Genomic DNA, 21,537 nt, shown 5'->3' on the forward strand with positions numbered 1-21,537 from the left:
TAGGGATCAGCCACGACACTCCAGCCCCAAGGTTGGCCGCAAGCCATTGCGGCCAACGTTTCATGACAATGCAGTTAGCCCTCGCCGCCGTTCTATCTTAAAATCCCGCCTTTGTGCGGCGGCCTTTTGCCCGCCCTACCCTCGGCCTGCCAGACGGGCCGTTAACGATTGCGGTTTTGCGTCCGCATGAACAGGAAAATACCCCATGACTTTTGCCAAACTGTCGCTGGCAGGCCTTCTCGTGGCCGTCGCCTCTGCTTCCTTCGCCCAGAACGTACTGAAGGTTTCCGCCATTCCTGACGAAGCGCCGACCGAGCTGCAGCGCAAGTTCGCACCGCTGGGCCAGTATCTGGAAAAAGAACTGGGCATGCCGGTACAGTTCGTGCCGGTCAGCGACTACGCGGCCGTGGTCACCGCACTGAATGCCGACCAGATTGATCTGGCCTGGCTCGGCGGCTTTACCTTTGTGCAAGCCAACCAGCGCGGCAAGGTCGTGCCGCTGGTACAGCGTGCCGAAGATGCCAAATTCACCTCCAAATACATCGCCAGCGTGGCCTCCGGTGCCAAGAGCCTGCAAGACCTGAAAGGCAAGACCTTTGCCTTCGGCTCGGCCTCGTCTACCTCTGGCCACCTGATGCCGCGCTACTTCATGCAAAAACAGGGCATCAAGCCGGACACCTTCTTCAAGACTGTCGGCTTCTCCGGCGCGCATGATGCGACCGTGGCCTGGGTGGCTTCCGGCAAGGTTGACGGCGGCGTACTGAACGCCTCGGTGTGGGACAAGCTGGTTGAAAGCGGCAAGGTAGACCAGAGCAAGGTACGCCTCTTGGGCACCACCCCGACCTATTTCGACTACAACTGGACCGCGCGCGCCAGCCTCGACAAGGGCCTGCAGCAGAAAATCCAGGCGGCTTTCCTGAAGCTGGACCCGGCCAAGCCAGAGCAGAAAGCCATTCTCGAACTGCAACGCGCCAGCAAGTTCATCAGCACCAAGGCTGACAACTACGAAGGCATCGAGGCTGCCGCCAAGGAAGCCGGCCTGCTGAAATGAGCCTGAGCCTCGTTGCGGCCAGCCTTGAGCTGGCTGGCCGCACCATTCTGCATCCGCTGGATTTGCAGCTGGCGCAAGGCGAGCAGGTGGCGCTGATCGGCCCGTCCGGTGCCGGCAAATCGTCCCTGCTGTTGCTGGCCAACACCCGCTACCGGCCAGGCAGCGGCGTGATCAGGCTGCTCGGGCAAGATCCGTGGCAACTGTCGCGCCGGCCGCTGCGCGCCTTGCGCAGCCGCATCGGCAGCATCTACCAGCATGCGCCGTTGCCGGCAATGCAGCGCGTCATCACCGCGGTGGCGGCCGGCCGCCTTGGCCAGCTGTCAACGTTGGCCGCATGGCGACAGCTGCTGTGGCCGCAAGACGTCGCCGGCATCGCCGCCACGCTGGACGCGGTGCAACTGGCCGACAAGCTGTGGCAACGCTGCGACCAGCTGTCCGGCGGCCAGCGCCAGCGTGTCGGCATCGCGCGCACGCTGTACCAGCAAGCCGATCTGATCCTCGCTGACGAGCCGGTATCGGCGCTGGACCCGCGACTGGCAGACGACACCATCGCACTGCTGTGCCGCGAGGCGCGCCAGCGCCAGGCCAGCCTGCTGGTGAGCCTGCATTCGGTGGAGCTGGCGCTAGCCCACTTTCCGCGGCTGATCGGCCTGCGCGAAGGGCGCATCCTGTTTGACTTGCCGCGCGAAGCCGTCAGCGAGGCGCTACTGGCCGAGCTGTACGCCGGTGATACGCCAGCCGAAACCGACTTCCCGCTCGCCACGCCGCGGAGCCTGCCGCCATGCTGAACCCCGCCTACCGCGACCCGCAGTCCGGCACGCGGCTGTTGCAGCTGGCCGGCTGGCCGTTCGGGCTGTTGGCACTGATGTGGGCAACCGGTTTTGACCCGCGCCTTATCTGGCAGGGCGATACCGCCGCCGCGCTGTGGCAGTTTGCCGGCCAGTTTTTCCCGCCGTCCGCCGACGAGTTCTTTCTGCAAAGCCTGCTAAAAGAAACCGCCACCACACTGGCGGTGGCTACCGTCGGCACCCTGCTGGCGATGCTGCTGGGCCTGCCACTGGCGCTGGCCACCAGCCGCGCGCTGGACAGACAGCTGCTGACCGGCGAATCGCCCTCGCGGCTGCGGCTGGCAGTGCAGGCCACCTTGCGCGCGCTGATGTTGCTGCTGCGCGGTGTGCCCGATCTGATCTGGGCGCTGCTGCTGGTGCGGGCCGCCGGCCTTGGCAGCCTGCCGGCGGTGCTGGCTCTGTGCCTCGCCTACGGCGGCATGCTGGGCAAGGTCTACGCCGAGATTCTCGAATCACAGCCGCCCGAAGCCGCGCGCGCACTGGCGGCGCAAGGTGCCAGCCGGCTGGCGATCTTCGGCTATGCGCTGCTGCCGCAGGCGGCGCAAGAGCTGGTCAGCTACAGCATCTACCGCTGGGAATGTGCGATTCGCGCCTCGGCGGTGATGGGCTTTGTCGGTGCCGGCGGCCTGGGACTGCTGCTGGATACCGCTATCCGCATGCTCAACGGTGGCGAAGTCGGCAGCCTGCTACTGGTCTTCATGCTGCTGATTGCCGCTACCGAGCTGTGCAGCAATCTGGCACGCCACGCGCTGCAACAGCGCCACGGCGCGACAAGGTTGGCCGCAAGCTTGCTCACCGCCGGCGCGCTGTCGCTGTACTGGCTGTGGCCGCAGTGGCAGCACAGCCCCTTCGACTTTGGCGGCCTGCTGCGGCTGGCTGAGGAGATGCTGAATCCGGCCCGCGATGCGGCTTTTCTCGCCGAAGTTGCCAAGGCATTGCTGGAAACGCTGGCAGTGTCGGCGCTGGGCACTCTGCTCGCCTTCGTACTCGCTGCCCTGCTGGCCCTGCCTGCCTCGGCACGCAGCCCGGCGTGGCTGCGACTGCCCAACAAGCTGCTGCTGAACCTGCTGCGCGGCACGCCAGATCTGCTGTGGGGTGCGCTGGCGGTACTGGCAATGGGCCTCGGCCCCGCAGCCGGCGTGCTGGCACTGGCCTTGCACACCGCCGGCGTGCTGGGCCGCCTGTTTGCCCAGAGCCTGGAAAACCTGCCGCCCGAAGCCGAACTCGCACTGCGCGACGCCGGCGCGAGCCGTGGCGGCGTACTCGCCTTCGCGCTGCTGCCGCAGGTGTTGCCACAGTGGCTGGCCTACGGCCTCTATCGCTGGGAAAACAATATCCGCATGGCCGCCGTCCTAGGCCTCGTCGGTGCCGGCGGCCTCGGCCAGCAGCTGTATCTGGCCATGTCGCTGTTCCAGCTCGACAAAGCAGCCACCCTGATCGCCGCCATGCTGCTGCTAAGCTGGGCGGTCGAAACCTTCAGCCGCTGGCTAAGACAGCGACTGGGTTAAACAAAAAAGCCGGACAGCGATGTCCGGCTTTTTTGCGGCCAACCTTTTGCCCTCAGACTTGTACTCCATCAAGTGTCGCGCCACGGCATCTCAGCGCAGCGTGATATGCACAGGTAAAATACATTCAGGATTTTTATGACAAAGCACCAGCAAATATTCTGAACTGCAGGAGCAATCCAAGATGGCAATCATCGTGCCGACCAGTCCAAGCAACACTCCACCAGCAAACAATAGCTTGAATTACGACATCGCCCTAAAAGCTGAATCAGCGCTTCAGGACGACAAGCTGTCTCGCCGCAGCTTTGCAGAAGTAGCAGCAAAAACCCTCAAAAAAGCAGCGCGCATGCAGGGCTTGGTGGTCTCGATTGAGGGCGCATGGGGAAGTGGCAAGACATCGACACTGGCACTGATCGAAGCCCTGCTGCTGCAAGAGCAGAACCCCGAGCCAGTCATTGTCCACTTCAACCCGTGGATGGTTGGTGACAAAGACTCTCTGCTCAGCGCGTTTTTCTCGCAAATTGCTACCGCCATCGGCAAAGCCGACCATAGTGCAAATGGCCTAAAAGTTGCCAGCGAGATCAAAACTTATGCCAAAGTTTTTGACTTGATAAAACTGGTACCCGGCGCAGAACCATGGGCATCCATTGTCAAATCGGTGCTGACAGCGGCAAGCGATGCCACAGCATCGATTGCCGAACACAAGACAAAAGATATTGAAGGTCAAAAACAGGCGCTGGAAGACGCGCTCCACACCTTCGGCCGTCCCATCATCGTCTTTATCGACGACATCGACAGACTGTTCCCGCAAGAGGTCTTTGAAGTCATCCGCGTTATCAAGGCCATTGGCGGACTCACCGGCATCGGCTACCTGGTTGCGTGGGATGCAAAATACGTGAGCAATGCGCTTGAACAGCTGGGCATCCCGCTGGCAAACACTTATCTCGACAAGATTGTACAAGTGCGGCTCCCACTCCCCGCCTTGTCAGCTGCGGCCCGAATGCGCTTGGTGAATGAGGCACTAGACGAGCTCGACAAGGCCGCACTCGCTGATCACCTGCCAGATCAGCAAGATCAGTTAATTAAGATTTACCACTCCGGGCTTAGCGAGTTGCTGGAACAACCTCGCGACATCATTCGTGTTTTCAACACAGTCAAGATGCAAGAACCCCTGCTTCGCGGCGAAATCGCCTTTGCCGACATCCTGGGCCTGGCAGCACTGACCGTGAAAGCGCCAGAGGTTTTTGAACTGTTACGAAACAGACCTGACTTCTTTGTTGGCAAGTTGGATAGAAACTTCGACATTCTGGAAAAATCTGAGGACATCCTCGCCAAAGGGAAGACGCAAAGACAAGAAGCTTATGATGCTTCAGGAAAACCAAGGGCAGTCATGAAGCTGGTTTATCACCTGTTCCCAAGGGTCGCCGGAAGCGACCGAGATTCAATGCCCAGCAGCACCCGCAGCTATGCGAAAGGTAATATCAGGACTCACGCAAACTGGTCATCGCCATGCAGCTCGGCCTAGCGCAAGGCGATAGCAGCTGCCTGTCAGCCCTCCACTTCCTGACTCAGCCCGGCGAACGAAAACGTATTGCTTCAGAATTGAACGAGGAAAACTGCATCGGGTTTATTACCCTGCTAGGGGATATGTGCGAGGCAAACGGCGGACAAGGCATTACAGACCCCTCAGTCTTGTGCCTGGATATTGCCGAACTCATTGAGCAGCCATTGTTTGTCAGCGTACGAGAACGACCAAAAGGGCAATCACTTTTCCTGTCACCGGTTCAAGGCGCACAACTAGCCATAGAGCGAATAATAAACATCACGCAGCCCAAGGCGAAGAAAGAGCTGGCTATTCACCTCGCCAAGCAGCCATCAGCCTTGTCGCTAACTGCTGACTTGTTTCAAAACCATGTGCCAACAGACGAGGATGTGCGTGAAAAATTTGCCCTTACTCGCGAACAACTTCAGATTGCCGCCCCGGCCTTCGGTGAGAACGTCCTTGCGACTGTACATAATGGCATTTTTTTTGATCTGAATGACCCGGACAATATCCTCTGGCAAGTGGCAAGGCATGCAAGTGACAGATGCAAGGATATCTTTGAAGAGTTCTCTGACTCTGAGCAGGCACTGGACAGATTTGCCCTTTACTTCACTGACCGCGGCTGGGACTCAAGCAAGGGATACCGTTGCGGCCTTCCTCAGGAGAGTTCCTTGCATGATTCATTCTGCCCTTTGGGCGAACTCAAAGAGGTAGCCAGCAAACGACTAAGCGATACCAGCCTCGACTACCCGGCCAAGGCCGCCTGGCGCGCAATTTCCGAAGGCAAAATACTCTACGCGGTGGATGGCAGCGAAGTTCCTCCGCGATAAATAGCCAGCCCCGAAAACCCCTGCGGCCAACCTTGCAAAAGGTTGGCCGCAGGGGTTTTTACCACAAGCAATCCGTTTAACGCGGACGCTGCTGCGGGCTGCGCTTGCTAGGCGGGCGCTGGCCAGCCTGGTGTTCGCGGCGCTGTTTTTGCTGGCGGCTCTTGACGTTCTGTACTTGCAGCAGGCTGTCGATTTTCTCCGACGTGCTCTTCATCAGCGTCTGTGCCATCTCGCCGTAGGGGAAGGTCTCCGGCATGCGGTAGCTGAGCCAGGCGTAGGCGGCGTAGAGCTTGCAGGTGTCCTCAAGATATTGCAGCTCGTGGCGGCCGCTGCGGCCTTCCATGCGCAATAGCGCGGCCTGCTTGCCCTTGGCGCGGCATTCGGCCCATTCCTGCAAGGCACGTTCCAGCATCGCGATCTTGGTCGATACTGGGCACAGACTGAACACGAAGCGGTCTTCGAGCGACAGTTTCAGCAGATCCAGCCATTTGGCTTTTTCGGTCTGGTCGTCAAGATTGGCCGGCACAAAGAATTCGTCATGCACATTGATGTGCTTGGCGAACAGCTCGAGCAGCTTGTGCAGCTTGGTCTCGCCGCTGGCCTTGGAGATCAGCTGCAGATAGTCGAGGTTGGGCGCGACGTAAAAGCCGCTGGCCGGCAGTGGCTCGAGCTTTTCCTGCAGCAGCGCAGCGATGATCTTGTGGGTGCGGCCATCAAGGCCGGCGACAAAGCCGGTTTCGTGCATGCCGAAACGGCCGGCACGGCCGGCGATCTGCTTGGCCAGTGGCGCGGCGATGGTTCCTTCGCTATAGCCATCCCACTTGCTGGCGGTGGTGAAAATCACGCGGCGCGCCGGGGTGTTGAGGCCCATGCCGATGGCGTCAGTGCCGACCACGATCTGGGTCTGCCCTTCAAGGAAGCGCTCGGCCTGCGCCTGACGCACTTCAGGCGACAGGTTGCCGTAGATGGCCGACACGGTGAAGCCCTGCGCCATCGCCTCGTCACGCCAGTTGAGCACGTCGCGGCGCGAGAAGGCGATCAGCGCATCACCCGGCTGCAGATTCTTCAGCGAGCCCAGCGGGGCTTTTTCCATTTCAAGCTTGGTCTTGCGCTTGAGCTCGCGGATTTCTAGCGTGCCGCCCACGCGTTTGACCAGCGCCTGGATCGCCTCTTTGGCTTCGAGCGCGCCCAGCAAGTATACGGTTTGCGCCGGCACGCCGCAGACGGCGGCAGTCCAGGCCGCGCCACGGTCCGGGTCATCCAGCAGCTGGATTTCGTCAATCACCGCGACCTCGACCGGACGGTTAGGATTCAGCATCTCGACGGTAGAGGTCACGTGGGTGGCGTGCGGGTGCAGCTTGCGCTGCTCGCCGGTAATCAGGCTGACGGCAACGCCGGCATCCAACAGGCGCTGGTAGTTTTCCAGCGCCAGCAGCCGCAGCGGCGCGAGGTAGACACCGGATTTGGCCTTGGCCAGATGCTCCATCGCGGCGTGGGTCTTGCCGGAATTGGTCGGGCCGAGCACGGCGATGAAGTGGCGCTGGATGCTGTTGGCGGTCTCGAAAGACTCGGGATACAGCGACAGATTGATGGCGTTGCGCGTGCGTTCGGCCTGCGATTGCGCCTGCAACTGGCCAAGCTGGGCGTAGATACGGTCCAGCGCCAGACGGCAGCGCTCGCTGGCGCGTTCGTACTTGGCAATCAGCGCATTCAGCGCTGGCTGGGCATCGAGGCTGTGCTCGGCGGCCAGCGCGAGAACTTCCTTCACGCAGGTAGTGATGCGCGCTTCGAGGCGGGTGCGGCTGTCGGCATTCCAGCGCTCTTGTATCAGGGCGTAACGTTCGGCGGCATCAAGCTTGCGCCACTTGGTGGTTTTGCCCAGAAAGCCGTCGTCGGGCACCAGGTGGTAATGAACGGTCTGGCCGGCGATATCGAGATCGCCGGATACCGACAGGGCGTAGCTGCCGTCGGCAGTCACCAGCTTGGCGTGCTGGGCAACAAGATAACGCTCCAGCGCATCGCCGGCATCATCCACCGGCAGGCTTACGGTTTCAGTCATTGAATTTGTTTCTGCCCGATCGGGCGCAAAAAAGCAAAACGCCTGCCGGCTTTGCGGGCGGCAGGCGCGGAGGGATGTCAGGGCAGATCAGTTCTTGCCATGACAGGCTTTGTACTTCTTGCCGCTGCCACATGGGCACGGGTCGTTGCGGCCAACTTTGTCGCCGTCGCGGCGGACAGTGGACGGTGCCTGTTCCTTGGCACGCCAGTAGTTGTAAACGGTCAGCAGCGCTTCATCGAGTTCGCCCTTGAAGCTGTCGAGTTCGGCATCGCCGAATTCGATCATCGCCGGCTCGCCGTCCTGCGCGTCGAACATGCCGGCCAGAGCCATTACCGGCATCAGCAGGTCTTCGAAGCCTTCGTCGTCGGCGGCTTCAAACCAGTCGGTCGGCACCACGTCCAGCGCATACATATAAGCATTGCACCACGGGCGGAAATCGGCCTCGCCGCCTTCGTCTTCGCTGTACAGCACGAGCTCGGGCAGCTCACCATCAGCCAGTGCCTCGGCGGCGGCGTCATAGTATTTCTGCAGCAGGGTGCGGATTTCGGCTTCGGTTTCGGCGCTGTCGAATGCCGGCGCATCGCCCAGCACGTCGCCGATCCAGTCGTCGATACCCAGACGATCCGGGCCGCTGGCCAGGGCGTAGAAGAAGCCCTGCACTTCGTCCGGGCGCATGGTACTGCCAGACTGCGACAGCGGGGTCAGCAGAAGTTCCAGACGGGTCAGATCGGCTTCATCAAATACGGTCATGCTATTCTCCAGTCAGTTACGGCGCGCATTGTACGCGCTATCGGCGCAACTGGCAGCTTGAGCATAGCAAAAAGCCCGCCAAAAGGCGGGCCAAGGTGCACAAACTACGGGAAATCAGGCAGCAGCCAGTTCGGGCTCGCTGATCTGCATCAGCGTTTCCTTGCGCAGCTGATTGGCCTGACAGGCGCAGCTGCCACACTGGGTGGCGACGCCGAGTTCGCGCGCCAGGTCGGCCATGCGGGTTGCACCATTACATACGGCAGCACGGATATCACGGTCGGTAACTGCGTGACAAAGGCAAACGTACATAGCAACCTCGCAAATGAGAATCTATCTTGATCACAATAGTAGATCTCAATGATAACAATTGTCAATTAGAAAGCAGATCATGGAAGTGCAATGGAAACCAAATACCACAGTCGCCGCCATCATCGAACATGAAGGCCGCTTTCTGATGGTGCGCGAACACACCGAGCACGGCATCCGCATCAATCAGCCGGCCGGCCACCTCGAACACGGCGAAACGCTGCTGGCTGCTGTGGTTCGCGAGACACGCGAAGAAACTGCCTACAGCTTTAGCCCACAGGCACTCGTCGGCATCTATATGGCCGACAAGGACGATCACAGCGATATCACCTATCTGCGCTTTGCCTTTTGCGGCACGGCAGAGCCTCAAAGGTTGGCCGCAACGCTGGACACCGACATCATCGAGGCGGTATGGCTGAGTGTCGACGAGATCCAGGCCGCCCGCGCCAGCTGGCGCAGCCCGCTGGTTGGCCGCTGCCTTGACGACTACCTCGCCGGCCAGCGCGCCCCGCTGAGCCTGATTCATCACCATCAAGGCTGATGCCGGATGCGCGCCCTGCTCTTCGCCGCCCTGCTGGCGCTGGCACTGCCCGCCGGTGCGGATACGCTAAGGCTCTGTTACCATTACGGATGCGCCTTGAGCAGCGATGTCGAGCTGTCGCCGGCCACCCTGCAGTCGCTGCGTCAGCAGCTGCGCCGGGTGCACTCGCCGGCGGACGAGCGGCAGGCTCTGCAACAAGTGGTGCTCGGCTTTTATGCCAGCGCCGCCACGCAGACGCCGATTGCCATGGACAAGGGCGGCAATGGCGAGGATGAGGCCACCGCCGGCCGCATGGACTGCATAGACCACAGCCGCAACCTCGCCACCCTGCTTGACTGGCTGGACAGCCACGAGCTGCTGCGCTTTCATCGCCCGGCCGGCATCGTGCAACGCGCACCCTTGATATTCAACCAGCACTACGCCGCTGCCTTGCAGGACAACGACAGTGGCACCATCTGGGTGATAGATAGCTGGTTCAGAGATTTCGGGGCACCGCCGGTGGTGGTGCCTCTTGCCATTTGGAAGGAAGGATTTTCCCCGTGACGGGTAAAAAACGCATAGTCGTCGGCATGTCCGGCGGTGTGGATTCGTCGGTAACCGCCTGGCTGCTGAAGCAGCAAGGCCATGAAGTCATCGGCGTATTCATGCAGAACTGGGAAGACGACAACGACGACGAGTATTGCTCGATCAAGCAGGATGCGCTCGACGCGATGAGCGTGGCCGACATCGTCGGCATCGACATGGAAATCGTCAACTTTGCAAAGGAGTACAAGGACCGCGTGTTCTCGTACTTCCTGAAAGAATACTCGGCCGGCCGCACGCCGAACCCGGACGTGCTGTGCAATGCCGAGATCAAGTTCAAGGCCTTCCTCGACTACGCGATGGCACTCGGTGCCGACTGCATCGCCACCGGCCACTACGCGCGCAAGCACGAGGAAAACGGTGTGCACTACCTGATGAAGGGCGTGGACCACACCAAGGACCAGAGCTACTTTCTGTATCGCCTGCAACAGCACCAGCTGTCCAAGGCACTGTTCCCGCTGGGTGACATCCGCAAGACCGAAGTGCGTCGCCTCGCCGACGAAGCGGGCCTGCCGACGGCTGCCAAAAAGGACTCGACCGGCATCTGCTTTATCGGCGAACGCCCGTTCCGCGAGTTCCTGCAGCGCTATCTGCCCACCAAGCCTGGCGAAATGATCACGCCGGATGGCAAGGTCGTGGGCGAACACGTCGGCCTGATGTTCTACACCCTCGGCCAGCGCAAGGGCCTGAATATCGGCGGCAGCAAGGATGGCAATGGCGAGCCGTGGTTTGTCGGCGGCAAGGATATTGCGGCCAACAAGCTGATCGTGGTGCAGGGACATGACCACCCGCTGCTGCTGAAACCGACACTGGCGATGGATGATCTGTCGTGGACGCTGCCACAGGCACCGGCCGCCGGCGACTATGCGGCGAAAAACCGCTATCGCATGGCCGACGCGGCCTGCAGCCTGTCGCCGATTGTCGACGGCAAAGCCACGCTGACCTTCCGTGACAAGCAATGGGCGGTCACGCCCGGGCAGTCGGCTGTGTTGTACGACGGTGATATCTGTCTTGGCGGCGGCATCATCCAGTAAGCTCAGGCCAGTTAGCGCGCATGAAAAAGGCAGCCTGCGGGCTGCCTTTTTGCTTGGTGCAAGGTGTGATCAGCCCGGCTGCAATCGCTGGTGCCACGCCAGCAGTGCGGCCAACTGCTTGCGGATATTGGCCTGAATCTGCTCGTCCAGCAGATTGCCGTCCGCATCAAAACTGGCGGAAAACGCATTGGCAAACACTTCGGGCTGGTTCAGCAGATGCAGGTTCAGAAACACGCACACCTGACGCAAATGATATTGCGAACGCGAGCTGCCCATGCCGCCAGCCGCCCCCATGATGGCCGCCACCTTGTCAGTCAGCAGCGCATTGCCCGGCTCGCGCGAGGCCCAATCCAGCGCATTTTTCAGCGCCGGCGCGATCGAATAATTGTACTCGGGACACACCAGCAGCAAGCCATCGGCCGCCGCACATTGCGCCAGCAGCGTTTGCACCGCCGCCGGCTTCTCGCTGATGTCGGCATTGTAAAAAGGCACTTCGGACAGATCGGCTATCGTCAGCTGCATGCCCTCGGGCAGGTTGGCCGCAGCGTAACGCAGCATGCCCTTGTTGGTAGATTGGCGACGCAGGCTGCCGCAAATGGCCAGAACATTCATGCTCATATCGATTACCCTCCGTTGGCTTACCATCCGGTATAAGCAATGCCCGCCGCGGCCGCCAGTGACAATGCCTGCCTAGTTTGCCTCCAGCGGCTCGACCTTGCGCAGCTGCCACGTCAGCCACAGACACAGGCTTAACAACAGGCCGATCAGCCCCGCCACGCCCAGCCAGCCATCCAGCCGCCACATCATGCCGGAGCCGCTGCCGATAAAGGCTGCGCCCAGATAATACGAAGTCAGGTAAAACGCCGAGGCAAGGCCGCGCGCCCGTGTCGCCCTGCGACCAACCCAGCTGGCCGCCACCGCATGCGCGGCAAAAAAGCCGAAGGTAAACAGCGCAACGCCAGGCACCACCAGCCACAGGCTGTCAGACAAAGTCAGCAGCAAGGCCGGCAGCATCAGCGCCACCATCTTCCACAACACGGTACGGCGGCCGTAGTGATCGGCCCAGCGGCAGGCCAGATTGGCCGAGAACATCCCCACCACATACAGCAGGAAGATCAGACCGATCACACTCTGACTCAGCGAGAACGGTGCGGCCTGCAAACGGAAACCCAGATAGTTGTAGAGGCTGACAAAGCCGCCCATCAGCATGAAACCCAGCAGGAACAGGCGCGACAGACCCGGATCCTGCCAGTGCAGCCGCGCATCCTCACGCATGCTCTGCAGGCTGCTGTTGCTTGCCTGCGCGGCCCGCGCGGCCGGCAGCAAACGCCAGAACAACACAAGCATCGCCAAACCCAGCAAGGCCAGCACCAGCAGTGCCAGCGCCAGACCGTAATGATCAGCCAGCAAGGCCGCCAGATAACGACCGCTCATGCCGCCCAGCGCGTTGGCCGCAATATACAGCCCGACCGCCTTGCCCAGAGAGGCGGCATCCAGCTCTTCCGCCAGCCAGCTCAGCGCCACCGCCGGCAGGCCGGCCATGAACACGCCAAACAGCACGCGCCACAGCAGCAGCCAGGCAAAGCTGTCGCTGGCAGCCGCCAGCAGCGAGAACAACACCCCGCCAGTCAACGACCACAACATCAGCCGCGTGCGCCCGACACGCTCGGCCACAAAGCTGGCCGGAATCAGCAGCAAGGCCATCGGCAAGGTCGCTGCCGACAGCACGATACTGGCCTCGGCCGGCGACAGTTGAAACCGCGCCGCAAACAAGGGCAACAGCGGCTGTACCCCATACAGCAAGGCAAAGGTGGCAAAGCCGCCAGCGGCGGCAGCCCAGGTCGCGCGCCACCAGGCCGGACTACCGGCGTGATGCGGCGTGGCAAGTGCAAGATCGGCAGGAGAAGAGACAGTCAGCGTCGTCATGGCAGGGCAATAGCGAAGAACACCCTGCCAGACTAGGCTTGGCCAATTTACACGTCCAATATATATTTACGTCAAATTTAATACTTTTAAAGTATCAATATGGAACTGCGCCACCTGCGTTACTTCATTGCCGTTGCCGAAGAATTGCACTTCACCCGCGCCGCCGAACGACTGCACATGGCACAGCCGCCGCTTAGCCAGCAGATCCGTGCGCTTGAGGACGAACTCGGCGTCGCGCTGCTGCAGCGCCACCAGCGCAGCGTACGGCTGACCGCCGCCGGCGAGCGCTTTTTGCAGCGGGCGCGGCAACTGCTGGAGGACGCCAGGTTGGCCGCAGAAGAAGCGCAGCGTGCCGCCCGCGGCGAAATTGGTGAGCTGCATATCGGCTTCACCTCCTCGCTGCCACTGATGCCGATGCTGGCAGCTGCGTTACAGCAGTTCCGCCTCGCCTGCCCGGCGGTGACCCTGCATTTTCACGAGGAGTTCACCCGCGAGCAGTTTGCGCTGCTGCAGCAGGGCAAGCTCGATATCGGCGTGGTGCGTTTTAATGGCGAGGAGGATACGCCGAGGCTGGCCGTACAGGAAATCCGCCGCGACCGGCTGTGCGCGGTGCTGCCAGCCAGCCACCCGCTTGCCGCGCAAAAGGCAATCGCGATTGCCGACCTCAAAGGCGAACGGGTAATTGGCTACCCCGGCGACAACGGCAACTGGCTGAACCGCCGCCTGCAAAAACTTGCCCATGCCGCCGGCTTCGAATGGCGCATCCAGCAGCAGGCCGGTGAAGCCACCACCCAGATTGGCCTGGTGGCCGCCGGACTGGGCCTGGCGGTATTGCCCTTGCCGCTGCAATGCGTGCAGCTGCCGGGCGTGCGCTATATTCCGCTGAGCGACGAGCAGGCTTTCATGGCGCTGAGCCTTGCCTGGCGCGAACACGACGACTCGCCCGCCCTCGCCGCGCTGCGTGAGGCGCTGCTCAGTGCCGGTCGCGATCCGGCCTAGGCCATGCTTGCGGCCAAGCTTGTCAGCAAGTAACCGCATATTGCCGCATCCGGCGTATAGTGAAATGACATCCACCGTCATCCGGGAGCCATCATGCGTAAACAGATCCTGCTACTCTGGCCCGCCTTCGTGATTGCCGCGCTGGCCACCACGGTGTTCTTCACCATTTTCGATCCGGCCGAGCTGACGCTGCACGGCCAGCGCCTGTTTACCGACCACCTCAGCGCCTATTCGGCCTTCTTTCTGATTGCCTGGTTATTTGGTGCACTGAACGCGGCGATGGTAATGATGCTGGAGAAATCATCGCGCCAGCTCAATGGCCGCGACATCCCGCCGGCCGACCCGGACGCCTACGACAATAACTGAAGCGCGGCGCGGAAGATGCCGGCCTTGCAGACGTTGGCCGCAGCTGCCGCTACAATGGCGGGATGAATACACCGCGCTTTGTCCACCTCCGCCTGCACTCCGAGTTTTCCATTACCGACGGCATTGTCCGCATGGACGATGCCGTCAAACGCGCCGTCAAGGACGGCATGCCGGCACTGGGCATGTCGGACCTGATGAACATCTTCGGCATGGTCAAGTTTTACAAGGCCTGCCGCGGCAAGGGCATCAAGCCGATTGTGTCCTGTGATGTCTGGCTGGAAAACGAAGAAGACCGCGACAAGCCCTACCGCCTGCTGCTGACGGTGAAAAACCGCGAGGGCTATCGCCGGCTGTGCGAGCTGCTGACGGCAGCCTTCGCCCACAACCAGTATCGTGGCCGTGCCGAAATCAAGCGTGCCTGGCTGGAAAGCGGCGACAACAGCAATCTGCTGTGTCTGTCCGGCGCGCATCTTGGCGATGTAGGCATGGCGCTGGCCAATGGCAATCCGGACGAAGCGCGCCGCCGCGCCGAATACTGGGCGCGACTGTTCCCCAATGCTTTCTATCTCGAATTGCAGCGTCTTGACGACGCGCGTATCGAGCAGATCGTGCAGGCTACGCTGTGGCTGGCCGGCGAGATGCAGCTGCCGGTGGTTGCCACCCACGCCATCCAGTTCATGGATGCCGATGACTTCAAGGCGCACGAAGCGCGGGTATGCATTGCCGAGGGCTATACCCTGGGCGACAAGCGCCGGCCGCGCGAATTCCGCGAATGCCAGCACTTCCTGTCCACCGACGAGATGTGCGTGCGCTTTGCCGACATCCCGGAGGCGCTGGAAAACTCGGTACAGATCGCCCGCCGCTGCAATATCAATGTGGTGCTGGGCAAGAACTATCTGCCGGACTTCCCGACGCCGGACGGCATGTCGCTGAACGACTTTCTGGTGTACGAGGCCAAGCGCGGCCTCGACGCGCGCCTCGAACAGCTCTACCCCGATGCGGCGGAGCGCGAACGCATGCGCCCGGATTACGAGGCACGGCTGAAGTTCGAGTGCGACACCATCATCCACATGGGCTTCCCCGGCTACTTCCTGATCGTGGCCGACTTTATCCAGTGGGGCAAAGCCAATGGCTGCCCGGTCGGGCCGGGTCGTGGCTCGGGTGCCGGCTCGCTGGTGGCCTACAGCCTCAGCATTACCGATCTTGACCCGCTGAAATACGCACTGTTGTTCGAGCGTTTCCTGAATCCGGAGCGGGTATCGATGCCCGACTTCGACGTGGATTTCTGCCAGGAAAACCGCTGGCGCGTGATCGAATACACGCGGCAGAAATACGGCGAAGAGGCCGTCAGCCAGATCGCCACCTTCGGCACCATGTCATCCAAATCGGTAATCCGTGACGTTGGCCGCGTGCTCGACCTGCCCTTCGGCCTGTGCGACAAGCTGTCCAAGCTGATTCCGCTGGAAGCCAACAAGCCGCTGTCGCTGGAAAAAGCGATGGCCGCCGAACCGCAGATCGGCGAAGTCATCGAATCGGAAGACGCCGGCGAGCTGATCGAGCTGGCGAAAAAACTCGAAGACCTGACACGCGGCATCGGCATGCACGCCGGTGGCGTGCTGATCGCGCCGGGCAAGCTCACCGACTTCTGCCCGGTGTATATCGCCAGCGCCGACGGCGCCTCGCCGGTGTCGATGTATGACAAGGACGATGTCGAGCAGATTGGCCTGGTGAAGTTCGACTTCCTGGGCCTGCGCAACCTCACCATCATCGAGCTCGCGCAAAAGTACATCAAGCAGGTAAGCGGTCTCGATGTCGATGTGGCCAAGCTGCCGCTGGACGACCAGCTCGCCTACAAGGTGTTTGCCAGCGGCAATACCACCGGCGTGTTCCAGTTCGAGTCGACGGGCATGAAGAAGATGCTGGTCGAAGCCAAGCCCAGCAAGTTCGAGGAAATTATCGCCTTCGTGGCCTTGTACCGTCCGGGCCCGATGGACCTGATTCCCGACTTTATCCAGCGTATGCATGGTGCCAAGTTCGAGTATCTGCATCCACTGCTGGAGCCGGTACTGGCGCCAACCTACGGCATCATGGTGTATCAGGAGCAGGTGATGCAGGCCGCCCAGGTGTGCGGCGGCTACAGCCTTGGCGGCGCTGACTTGCTGCGCCGCGCCATGGGTAAAAAGAAGGTCGAAGAGATGGTGGCGCAGCGCGCCATGTTCGTGAAAGGCGCGGCCGACAACCAGATTGACGAAGCCAAGGCCAACGAGATCTTCGACTATATGGAGAAGTTCGCCGGCTACGGCTTCAACAAGTCACACGCCGCCGCCTATGCCCTCGTCGCCTACCACACGGCCTGGCTGAAGGCGCATCATGCCGCCGCCTATATGGCCGCGACCATGTCGACGGAACTCGACAACACCGACCAGCTCAAGGTGTTTTTTGATGACGCCAGCGACAACAAGAACGGCCTGACCTTCCTGCCGCCGGACGTCAATCACAGCTTCTACCGCTTCATGCCGGTGTCGCGCAAGGAAATCCGCTACGCGCTGGGCGCGATCAAGGGCACCGGCGAATCGGCAGTCGAGCACATCGTCAAGGTGCGCGAGGAAGGCGGGCCATTCAGCAGCCTGTTTGACTTCTGCAACCGCACCGACAAAAAAATCGTCAACAAGCGCGTGATCGAGGCTTTGGTGCGCGCCGGCGCGTTTGACAGCATCGAGCGCAACCGCGCACTGCTGTTCTCTAATATCGCGCTGGCGATGGGCGCGGCCGAACAGGCTGCGGCCAACATCAACCAGGGCGGCTTGTTCGACATGCTGGAAGAAGCCGCGCCGACGGTGGACATGGTGGCGTGCAAGCCGTGGCCGCTGGCGGTCGAGCTGGCCGAAGAAAAGCTGGCGATCGGCTTTTACCTGTCCGGCCACCCATTTACCGCCTACGAAAAAGACGTGCGCGCCTTCATCAAGACGCCGCTGGCACGCCTCAGCCCCAAGCGCGAGCCGCAACTGCTGGCCGGCTTTGTCACCGCCATCCGCACCAAGATCGGCAATCGCGGCAAAATGGCTTTTGTCGAACTCGACGACGGCACCGCCAAACTCGAAGTCAGCCTGTTTGCCGAGGCACTGGAAGCCAACCGTGACAAGCTGAAAGAAGACGTGGTGCTGATTGTCGAAGGCAAGGTGAGCGAAGACCGCTTCAGCGGCGGCCTGCGCATTCTGGTCGACACCCTGTACGAGATGGGCGAGGCGCGCAGCCGCTACGCGCGCAGCATTCAGCTGCAGCTCGACAGTCGTCACGACGCCATCAGCCTGCGCAATGCGCTGCAGCCGTATCGCAGCAGCGAAGCCGGCTGCGCGGTGCGCCTGCATTACAACAACGGCAAGGTGCGCGGCGATTTGCTGCTGCCGGCCGAATGGGGCGTGCGGCTGGACGACAGCCTGCTAGCCAGCCTGCAGGACTGGCTGGGGGATAATGCCGTCAAGGTGCTGTGGTAACACCCGCTTCAGGGAGCTTGCGATGAAAAAACTGCTGACTGCGCTGACTTTGCTGGCTTGCGGCCAACCTTTGCTGGCGGCCGATCATTATTTCGGCACGCTGGAGCGCAAGGGCAATCAGCTCTTGCTGGTGCGCTGCGATCTGGCCAAGAGCCGTTTTTACCTGACCGAAGTCCCCGGCAAGCCGCCGGCGCTGACCATGCTGCAAGCCACCCGTCTCGATGGCCGGCCGGTGTATGTCGAGCTGTTTGCGCGCTATGAACAACGCCAGCAGCTGGACTTCCTGCAAGTCGAGCTGGTGAAGAAAATCGAACCCGGCAAGAGTTGCCACTTACTGGATTGAACATGACCGAGCTGAACTTCCCGACACCCGGCCTTTACCGCCACTACAAGGACAAGCTGTACCGCGTAATCGGCACCGCCCGCCATAGCGAGACCGAAGAATGGCTGGTGGTCTACCAGCCGCAATATGGCGAAGGTGGCCTGTGGGTGCGCCCGCTGGCGATGTTTGTGGAAGAAGTCGAAGTAAACGGCCAGCAGCTGCCGCGCTTTGCCCGCATCGGTGACTGAGGCTTGATCTACCGCACCGACCAGTTCGCGATGCCCTTGCCCGCCGGGCATCGCTTCCCTGCCGAGAAATACGCGATGTTGGCCGCAGCGGTGGCCAACATCAGCCCTGTGCCCCTGCTGACCGCAGCGGCAGCCAGCCGCGACGAATTGTGCCTCGCGCACGATGCCGGCTATATCGATGCCATGCTGGATGGCAGCATCGCGCCGGCCATCATGCGCGAAATCGGCCTGCCGTGGAGCCCGGCACTGGTCGAGCGCAGCGCGCGCTCTACTGGCGCGACGCTGGCCGCCGCCCGCCATGCCTTGCTCAGCGGCCACGGCATCAATCTGGCCGGCGGCACCCATCATGCCAGTCGCCAGCAAGGCAGCGGTTTTTGCGTGTTCAATGATGTTGCCGTGGCAATTCACGCCCTGTTGCGCGAAGGGCTGATCCGCCGCGCGGCGGTGATTGATCTGGATGTGCATCAGGGCAACGGCACCCCCGCGATTTTTGCCGGCGACGAACGCGTGTTTACGCTGTCGCTGCACGGTGCGAAGAACTTCCCCTACCGCCGCAGCGACTCCACGCTGGATATCGACCTGCCCGACGACTGTGGCGACGCCGACTATCTGGCGGCACTGGACGGTGCACTGGCCAAGCTTGCGGCCAACCTTCCCGCGCCGGATATCGTGTTTTATCTCGCCGGTGCCGACCCTTACAGCGGCGACCGCCTCGGCCGGCTACAGCTGAGCATGGCGGGCCTAGCCACACGCGACGAGCGCGTACTGACGCTATGCGAGGCACGTCAATGGCCGCTGGTAACGGTGATGGCCGGCGGCTATGCGGTGCCGATCAGCGACACCGTCGCCATTCATCTGCAAACCGTGCGCGCCATCCTGCGCCATGCGGCTTTATTGCCGGCTGGCGCTTGATTTTTGCCAGCACAGCCATAATCTGACAGACTTCAGTTTTTTAAAACCGGCAAAACTTGCCCCGACAGACAGGACATCACATGGCCATCACCGTAAACGGCGTGGAAATTACCGAGGCAATGATTGCCAGCGAAATCGACAATCACCAGGACACCCCTAGCCCGCGCGACGCAGCCGTCCAGCAACTGGTACTGCATCAACTGCTGGTAGCCCGCGCGCACGAAGCCGGCTTCAACAGCGGCAACGAAGGCCAGGACATCGGTGCTCTGCTCGACAAGGAACTGGTATTCGAGCCACAGGACGAAGCCAGCGCCAAGGCCTACTACGAGCAGAACCCGCAATACTTCAGCCAGGGCGACAGCGCCCGCGCCAGCCACATCCTGTTCCCGCTGGGTCAGGGCGACGAAATCGCCCAGATGCTGGCCAAGTCCAAGGCACAAGGCGTGCTGGAAGAAGTTCAGGCCAACCCGGCACGTTTTGCCGATCTGGCTCGTGAACACTCCACTTGCCCGTCCGGCAAGCAAGGCGGCGACCTCGGCCAGTTTGGCCGCGGCCAGATGGTGCCGGAATTCGAACAAGCCGTCTTCGGCACCGAAGCCGGCCAGATCACCCCTGAGCTGGTACAGACCCAGTTCGGCTTCCACATCATCCAGGTTCAAGAGCGCAGCAGCGGCGGCACCATCGCCTTTGATGACGTGAAAGAGCAACTGCTGCAGTACCTGAACGAGATGGGCGGCCGTCAGGCGATGCACAACTATCTGACCGGCCTGGTTAGCGCCGCGAAGATCGAAGGCTTCAATATGGGCCAGCAGTAATCCCTGCTGCACCATGAAAAAAAGCCGCACTGCAAACAGTGCGGCTTTTTCTTTGGCGGCTTTGGCTGCCGGATCAGGCAGTCAGCGACTTGACCAGATCGACATAGGCCTGCATGGCCTCTTCTACGGTCTTGCCTTTGAGCTTGTCCCATGCGTCGTACTTGGCACGATTGATGAAGTCCATCATGCCTGGGCGCTCGCCCTGTACATCGCCATCGGTAGCCTGCTTGTACATGGCGTACAGCTGCAGCAGGGTCTGGTTGTCTGGGCGCTCGGCCAGCGAGGTCACATCTTTCTGTGCCTGTTCGAACAGTGCTTTCAAATCGGACATGGTGTTTCCCTTATCGCGTTGCCACCGGCCTCGTGTTGCCGGCTGGTTTACCATGGTCGCGGGGCGACCGGATGGCCATAATGTAACATGAAACGATCGTTTGAAAATAGCTGACGACCACGCCTGCACTATAGCCTGCCAAGGTGCTGAAGGCAGCCGGCACACACCGTCTGCCTTCAGCCTGCCGGATCAGCGCCTTATTTGGCTTTCAGACGCTGCTCGATAGCCGGCAACGGAATCGCACCGGCCACCAGCGAACCATCGGCAAAGATCAGCGCCGGCGTACCCTGAATACCCAGCTTCTCGCCCAGTGCCGTGGTGTCGGCTACCGGATTGGCGCAGCTGTCATCGCCCTGCGGTTGCTGGCCATTGCGCATGACTGCATGCCAGGTGGCCAGACGGTCGCTGCTGCACCAGATCTGGCGCGACTTGCGCGGCGCATCCGGATGCAGCTGCTCCAGCGGGTAGAGGAAGGTGTAGATCGTCACATTATCGAGCTTGGCCAGCGATTCCTGCTCCAGCTTCTTGCAGAACGGGCAATCCGGATCAGAGAACACCACCAGCTTGCGCTCGCCCTTACCTTTCACTTCCTTGATGGCCTTGTCCAGCGGCAGCATGGACCAGTCAACCTTGATACGGTTGAGTTCTTCCAGTCGTTCTTCGGTCAGGCTGGTACGGGTGGCGGTCTTGATCAGATCACCGGTAATCAGGTGATCCACCTTGCCGTCTACATAGACAACACTGTACTGCTCGCGCCCGCCCTGCTTCATTTTCACCACGACTTCAAACAGGCCCTTGACCGGTGCGGTCTTGACCGAAGTTACTTCGTGCTGAGGAAACTTGGCCTTGAATGCAGACTGCACCTGGGCCGGTGTTTCGGCCTCTGCAGTGCAGGCAATCAGCGGCAGGATCAGCGCCAGCGCGCCAAAGCGGCGGGTAATCGAAAGCATGTTTTTCCTTTTTTGTCTGTGTGCATTCTGCCAGTGGCAGAAAATGACAGCCTACTGACTGTCAGGGCAAACGAACAGCCCCATTCTGTTAAGAGCAGCTAACCGCCCCGGCGACGGCGAACCGG

At 61.2% G+C, this 21,537-nt stretch carries 22 protein-coding genes; 15 read left to right on the plus strand and 7 right to left on the minus strand.

Going from position 1 to position 21,537, the window contains the following annotated elements; genetic code table 11:
• Positions 1–205: 205 nt before the first annotated feature.
• The 5 genes from ACZ9W6_RS01570 (at position 206) to ACZ9W6_RS01590 (ending at position 5,777) form a co-directional block, all read left to right on the plus strand.
• Positions 206–1,051 carry a putative selenate ABC transporter substrate-binding protein gene (locus ACZ9W6_RS01570; protein WP_465189296.1) on the plus strand — a complete coding sequence of 282 codons (846 nt, stop codon included), beginning with the start codon at positions 206–208 and terminating at the stop codon, positions 1,049–1,051.
• Complete coding sequence (locus tag ACZ9W6_RS01575; RefSeq protein ID WP_465189297.1) at positions 1,048–1,839, plus strand: phosphonate ABC transporter ATP-binding protein; 792 nt, start codon at positions 1,048–1,050, stop codon at positions 1,837–1,839. The genes ACZ9W6_RS01570 and ACZ9W6_RS01575 overlap by 4 nt, the downstream gene beginning before the upstream one ends.
• Complete coding sequence (phnE, locus tag ACZ9W6_RS01580) at positions 1,833–3,407, plus strand: phosphonate ABC transporter, permease protein PhnE (protein ID WP_465189298.1); 1,575 nt, start codon at positions 1,833–1,835, stop codon at positions 3,405–3,407. The genes ACZ9W6_RS01575 and phnE overlap by 7 nt, the downstream gene beginning before the upstream one ends.
• 181 nt (positions 3,408–3,588) lie before the next feature.
• A complete protein-coding gene (locus ACZ9W6_RS01585; protein WP_465189299.1) occupies positions 3,589–4,929 on the plus strand; it encodes a KAP family P-loop NTPase fold protein in 1,341 nt (446 codons plus the stop codon).
• Positions 4,914–5,777, plus strand: coding sequence for a hypothetical protein (locus ACZ9W6_RS01590; RefSeq protein ID WP_465189300.1), 864 nt, complete (start codon positions 4,914–4,916; stop codon positions 5,775–5,777). Before ACZ9W6_RS01585 ends, ACZ9W6_RS01590 begins: the two co-directional genes overlap by 16 nt.
• Before the next feature lie 76 nt (positions 5,778–5,853).
• On the opposite strand, the gene ACZ9W6_RS01595 is transcribed toward ACZ9W6_RS01590, so the two are convergent.
• The 3 genes from ACZ9W6_RS01595 to ACZ9W6_RS01605 form a co-directional block, all read right to left on the minus strand.
• Complete coding sequence (locus ACZ9W6_RS01595) at positions 5,854–7,836, minus strand: helicase-related protein (RefSeq protein WP_465189301.1); 1,983 nt, start codon at positions 7,834–7,836, stop codon at positions 5,854–5,856.
• 87 nt (positions 7,837–7,923) lie between these two features.
• Positions 7,924–8,586: a UPF0149 family protein gene (locus ACZ9W6_RS01600; RefSeq protein WP_465189302.1), complete on the minus strand. Its 663-nt coding sequence runs from the start codon at positions 8,584–8,586 to the stop codon at positions 7,924–7,926.
• 114 nt (positions 8,587–8,700) lie between these two features.
• Positions 8,701–8,895: a (2Fe-2S)-binding protein gene (locus tag ACZ9W6_RS01605; protein ID WP_465189303.1), complete on the minus strand. Its 195-nt coding sequence runs from the start codon at positions 8,893–8,895 to the stop codon at positions 8,701–8,703.
• A 79-nt stretch (positions 8,896–8,974) separates the two neighbouring features.
• Here ACZ9W6_RS01605 and ACZ9W6_RS01610 point away from each other — a divergent pair, with 79 nt between their 5' ends.
• The 3 genes from ACZ9W6_RS01610 to mnmA are packed head-to-tail and all read left to right on the plus strand — an operon-like array spanning position 8,975 to position 11,049.
• Complete coding sequence (locus ACZ9W6_RS01610; protein ID WP_465189304.1) at positions 8,975–9,433, plus strand: NUDIX hydrolase; 459 nt, start codon at positions 8,975–8,977, stop codon at positions 9,431–9,433.
• Between the two features lie 6 nt (positions 9,434–9,439).
• Positions 9,440–9,976 (plus strand): hypothetical protein, encoded by a 537-nt coding sequence (locus tag ACZ9W6_RS01615; RefSeq protein ID WP_465189305.1) that lies wholly within the window; start codon positions 9,440–9,442, stop codon positions 9,974–9,976.
• On the plus strand, positions 9,964–11,049 hold the full coding sequence (mnmA, locus tag ACZ9W6_RS01620) for a tRNA 2-thiouridine(34) synthase MnmA (RefSeq protein WP_465189462.1): 1,086 nt from the start codon (positions 9,964–9,966) through the stop codon (positions 11,047–11,049). The genes ACZ9W6_RS01615 and mnmA overlap by 13 nt, the downstream gene beginning before the upstream one ends.
• 69 nt (positions 11,050–11,118) lie before the next feature.
• Here the strand turns inward: mnmA and ACZ9W6_RS01625 are convergent, their stop codons facing one another.
• Positions 11,119–11,667, minus strand: coding sequence for an NADPH-dependent FMN reductase (locus tag ACZ9W6_RS01625; RefSeq protein ID WP_465189306.1), 549 nt, complete (start codon positions 11,665–11,667; stop codon positions 11,119–11,121).
• Between the two features lie 72 nt (positions 11,668–11,739).
• On the minus strand, positions 11,740–12,975 hold the full coding sequence (locus tag ACZ9W6_RS01630) for an MFS transporter (protein ID WP_465189307.1): 1,236 nt from the start codon (positions 12,973–12,975) through the stop codon (positions 11,740–11,742).
• Positions 12,976–13,074: 99 nt separating this feature from the next.
• Between ACZ9W6_RS01630 and ACZ9W6_RS01635 the strand changes: the two genes are divergently transcribed.
• From ACZ9W6_RS01635 to ACZ9W6_RS01665, 7 genes are all read left to right on the plus strand, one after another.
• Positions 13,075–13,974, plus strand: coding sequence for a LysR substrate-binding domain-containing protein (locus ACZ9W6_RS01635; protein WP_465189308.1), 900 nt, complete (start codon positions 13,075–13,077; stop codon positions 13,972–13,974).
• 93 nt (positions 13,975–14,067) lie between these two features.
• Positions 14,068–14,340: a hypothetical protein gene (locus ACZ9W6_RS01640; protein WP_465189309.1), complete on the plus strand. Its 273-nt coding sequence runs from the start codon at positions 14,068–14,070 to the stop codon at positions 14,338–14,340.
• Between the two features lie 62 nt (positions 14,341–14,402).
• Positions 14,403–17,834: a DNA polymerase III subunit alpha gene (gene dnaE / locus ACZ9W6_RS01645; RefSeq protein ID WP_465189310.1), complete on the plus strand. Its 3,432-nt coding sequence runs from the start codon at positions 14,403–14,405 to the stop codon at positions 17,832–17,834.
• A 22-nt stretch (positions 17,835–17,856) separates the two neighbouring features.
• The gene (locus ACZ9W6_RS01650) at positions 17,857–18,177 is read left to right on the plus strand and encodes a hypothetical protein (RefSeq protein ID WP_465189311.1); all 321 of its coding nucleotides are present in this window, start codon (positions 17,857–17,859) and stop codon (positions 18,175–18,177) included.
• Positions 18,178–18,179: 2 nt separating this feature from the next.
• The gene (locus ACZ9W6_RS01655) at positions 18,180–18,404 is read left to right on the plus strand and encodes a DUF1653 domain-containing protein (protein WP_465189312.1); all 225 of its coding nucleotides are present in this window, start codon (positions 18,180–18,182) and stop codon (positions 18,402–18,404) included.
• A gap of 3 nt (positions 18,405–18,407) precedes the next feature.
• A complete protein-coding gene (locus ACZ9W6_RS01660; protein ID WP_465189314.1) occupies positions 18,408–19,316 on the plus strand; it encodes a histone deacetylase family protein in 909 nt (302 codons plus the stop codon).
• Between the two features lie 80 nt (positions 19,317–19,396).
• On the plus strand, positions 19,397–20,131 hold the full coding sequence (locus ACZ9W6_RS01665) for a peptidylprolyl isomerase (RefSeq protein ID WP_465189315.1): 735 nt from the start codon (positions 19,397–19,399) through the stop codon (positions 20,129–20,131).
• Between the two features lie 73 nt (positions 20,132–20,204).
• On the opposite strand, the gene ACZ9W6_RS01670 is transcribed toward ACZ9W6_RS01665, so the two are convergent.
• Positions 20,205–20,462 (minus strand): acyl-CoA-binding protein, encoded by a 258-nt coding sequence (locus ACZ9W6_RS01670; protein ID WP_465189316.1) that lies wholly within the window; start codon positions 20,460–20,462, stop codon positions 20,205–20,207.
• Positions 20,463–20,659: 197 nt separating this feature from the next.
• Positions 20,660–21,412 carry a DsbC family protein gene (locus tag ACZ9W6_RS01675; RefSeq protein ID WP_465189317.1) on the minus strand — a complete coding sequence of 251 codons (753 nt, stop codon included), beginning with the start codon at positions 21,410–21,412 and terminating at the stop codon, positions 20,660–20,662.
• Positions 21,413–21,537: the final 125 nt, after the last annotated feature.

It is taken from the genome of Vogesella lacus (genome assembly GCF_979366295.1).

Coding starts and splice junctions, on each gene's coding strand:
- ACZ9W6_RS01570 (WP_465189296.1), top strand. CDS start 206: ATGACTTTTGCCAAACTGTCGCTGGCAGGCCTTCTCGTGGCCGTCGCC.
- ACZ9W6_RS01575 (WP_465189297.1), top strand. CDS start 1,048: ATGAGCCTGAGCCTCGTTGCGGCCAGCCTTGAGCTGGCTGGCCGCACC.
- phnE (WP_465189298.1), top strand. CDS start 1,833: ATGCTGAACCCCGCCTACCGCGACCCGCAGTCCGGCACGCGGCTGTTG.
- ACZ9W6_RS01585 (WP_465189299.1), top strand. CDS start 3,589: ATGGCAATCATCGTGCCGACCAGTCCAAGCAACACTCCACCAGCAAAC.
- ACZ9W6_RS01590 (WP_465189300.1), top strand. CDS start 4,914: ATGCAGCTCGGCCTAGCGCAAGGCGATAGCAGCTGCCTGTCAGCCCTC.
- ACZ9W6_RS01595 (WP_465189301.1), bottom strand. CDS start 7,836: ATGACTGAAACCGTAAGCCTGCCGGTGGATGATGCCGGCGATGCGCTG.
- ACZ9W6_RS01600 (WP_465189302.1), bottom strand. CDS start 8,586: ATGACCGTATTTGATGAAGCCGATCTGACCCGTCTGGAACTTCTGCTG.
- ACZ9W6_RS01605 (WP_465189303.1), bottom strand. CDS start 8,895: ATGTACGTTTGCCTTTGTCACGCAGTTACCGACCGTGATATCCGTGCT.
- ACZ9W6_RS01610 (WP_465189304.1), top strand. CDS start 8,975: ATGGAAGTGCAATGGAAACCAAATACCACAGTCGCCGCCATCATCGAA.
- ACZ9W6_RS01615 (WP_465189305.1), top strand. CDS start 9,440: ATGCGCGCCCTGCTCTTCGCCGCCCTGCTGGCGCTGGCACTGCCCGCC.
- ACZ9W6_RS01625 (WP_465189306.1), bottom strand. CDS start 11,667: ATGAGCATGAATGTTCTGGCCATTTGCGGCAGCCTGCGTCGCCAATCT.
- ACZ9W6_RS01630 (WP_465189307.1), bottom strand. CDS start 12,975: ATGACGACGCTGACTGTCTCTTCTCCTGCCGATCTTGCACTTGCCACG.
- ACZ9W6_RS01635 (WP_465189308.1), top strand. CDS start 13,075: ATGGAACTGCGCCACCTGCGTTACTTCATTGCCGTTGCCGAAGAATTG.
- ACZ9W6_RS01640 (WP_465189309.1), top strand. CDS start 14,068: ATGCGTAAACAGATCCTGCTACTCTGGCCCGCCTTCGTGATTGCCGCG.
- dnaE (WP_465189310.1), top strand. CDS start 14,403: ATGAATACACCGCGCTTTGTCCACCTCCGCCTGCACTCCGAGTTTTCC.
- ACZ9W6_RS01650 (WP_465189311.1), top strand. CDS start 17,857: ATGAAAAAACTGCTGACTGCGCTGACTTTGCTGGCTTGCGGCCAACCT.
- ACZ9W6_RS01655 (WP_465189312.1), top strand. CDS start 18,180: ATGACCGAGCTGAACTTCCCGACACCCGGCCTTTACCGCCACTACAAG.
- ACZ9W6_RS01665 (WP_465189315.1), top strand. CDS start 19,397: ATGGCCATCACCGTAAACGGCGTGGAAATTACCGAGGCAATGATTGCC.
- ACZ9W6_RS01670 (WP_465189316.1), bottom strand. CDS start 20,462: ATGTCCGATTTGAAAGCACTGTTCGAACAGGCACAGAAAGATGTGACC.
- ACZ9W6_RS01675 (WP_465189317.1), bottom strand. CDS start 21,412: ATGCTTTCGATTACCCGCCGCTTTGGCGCGCTGGCGCTGATCCTGCCG.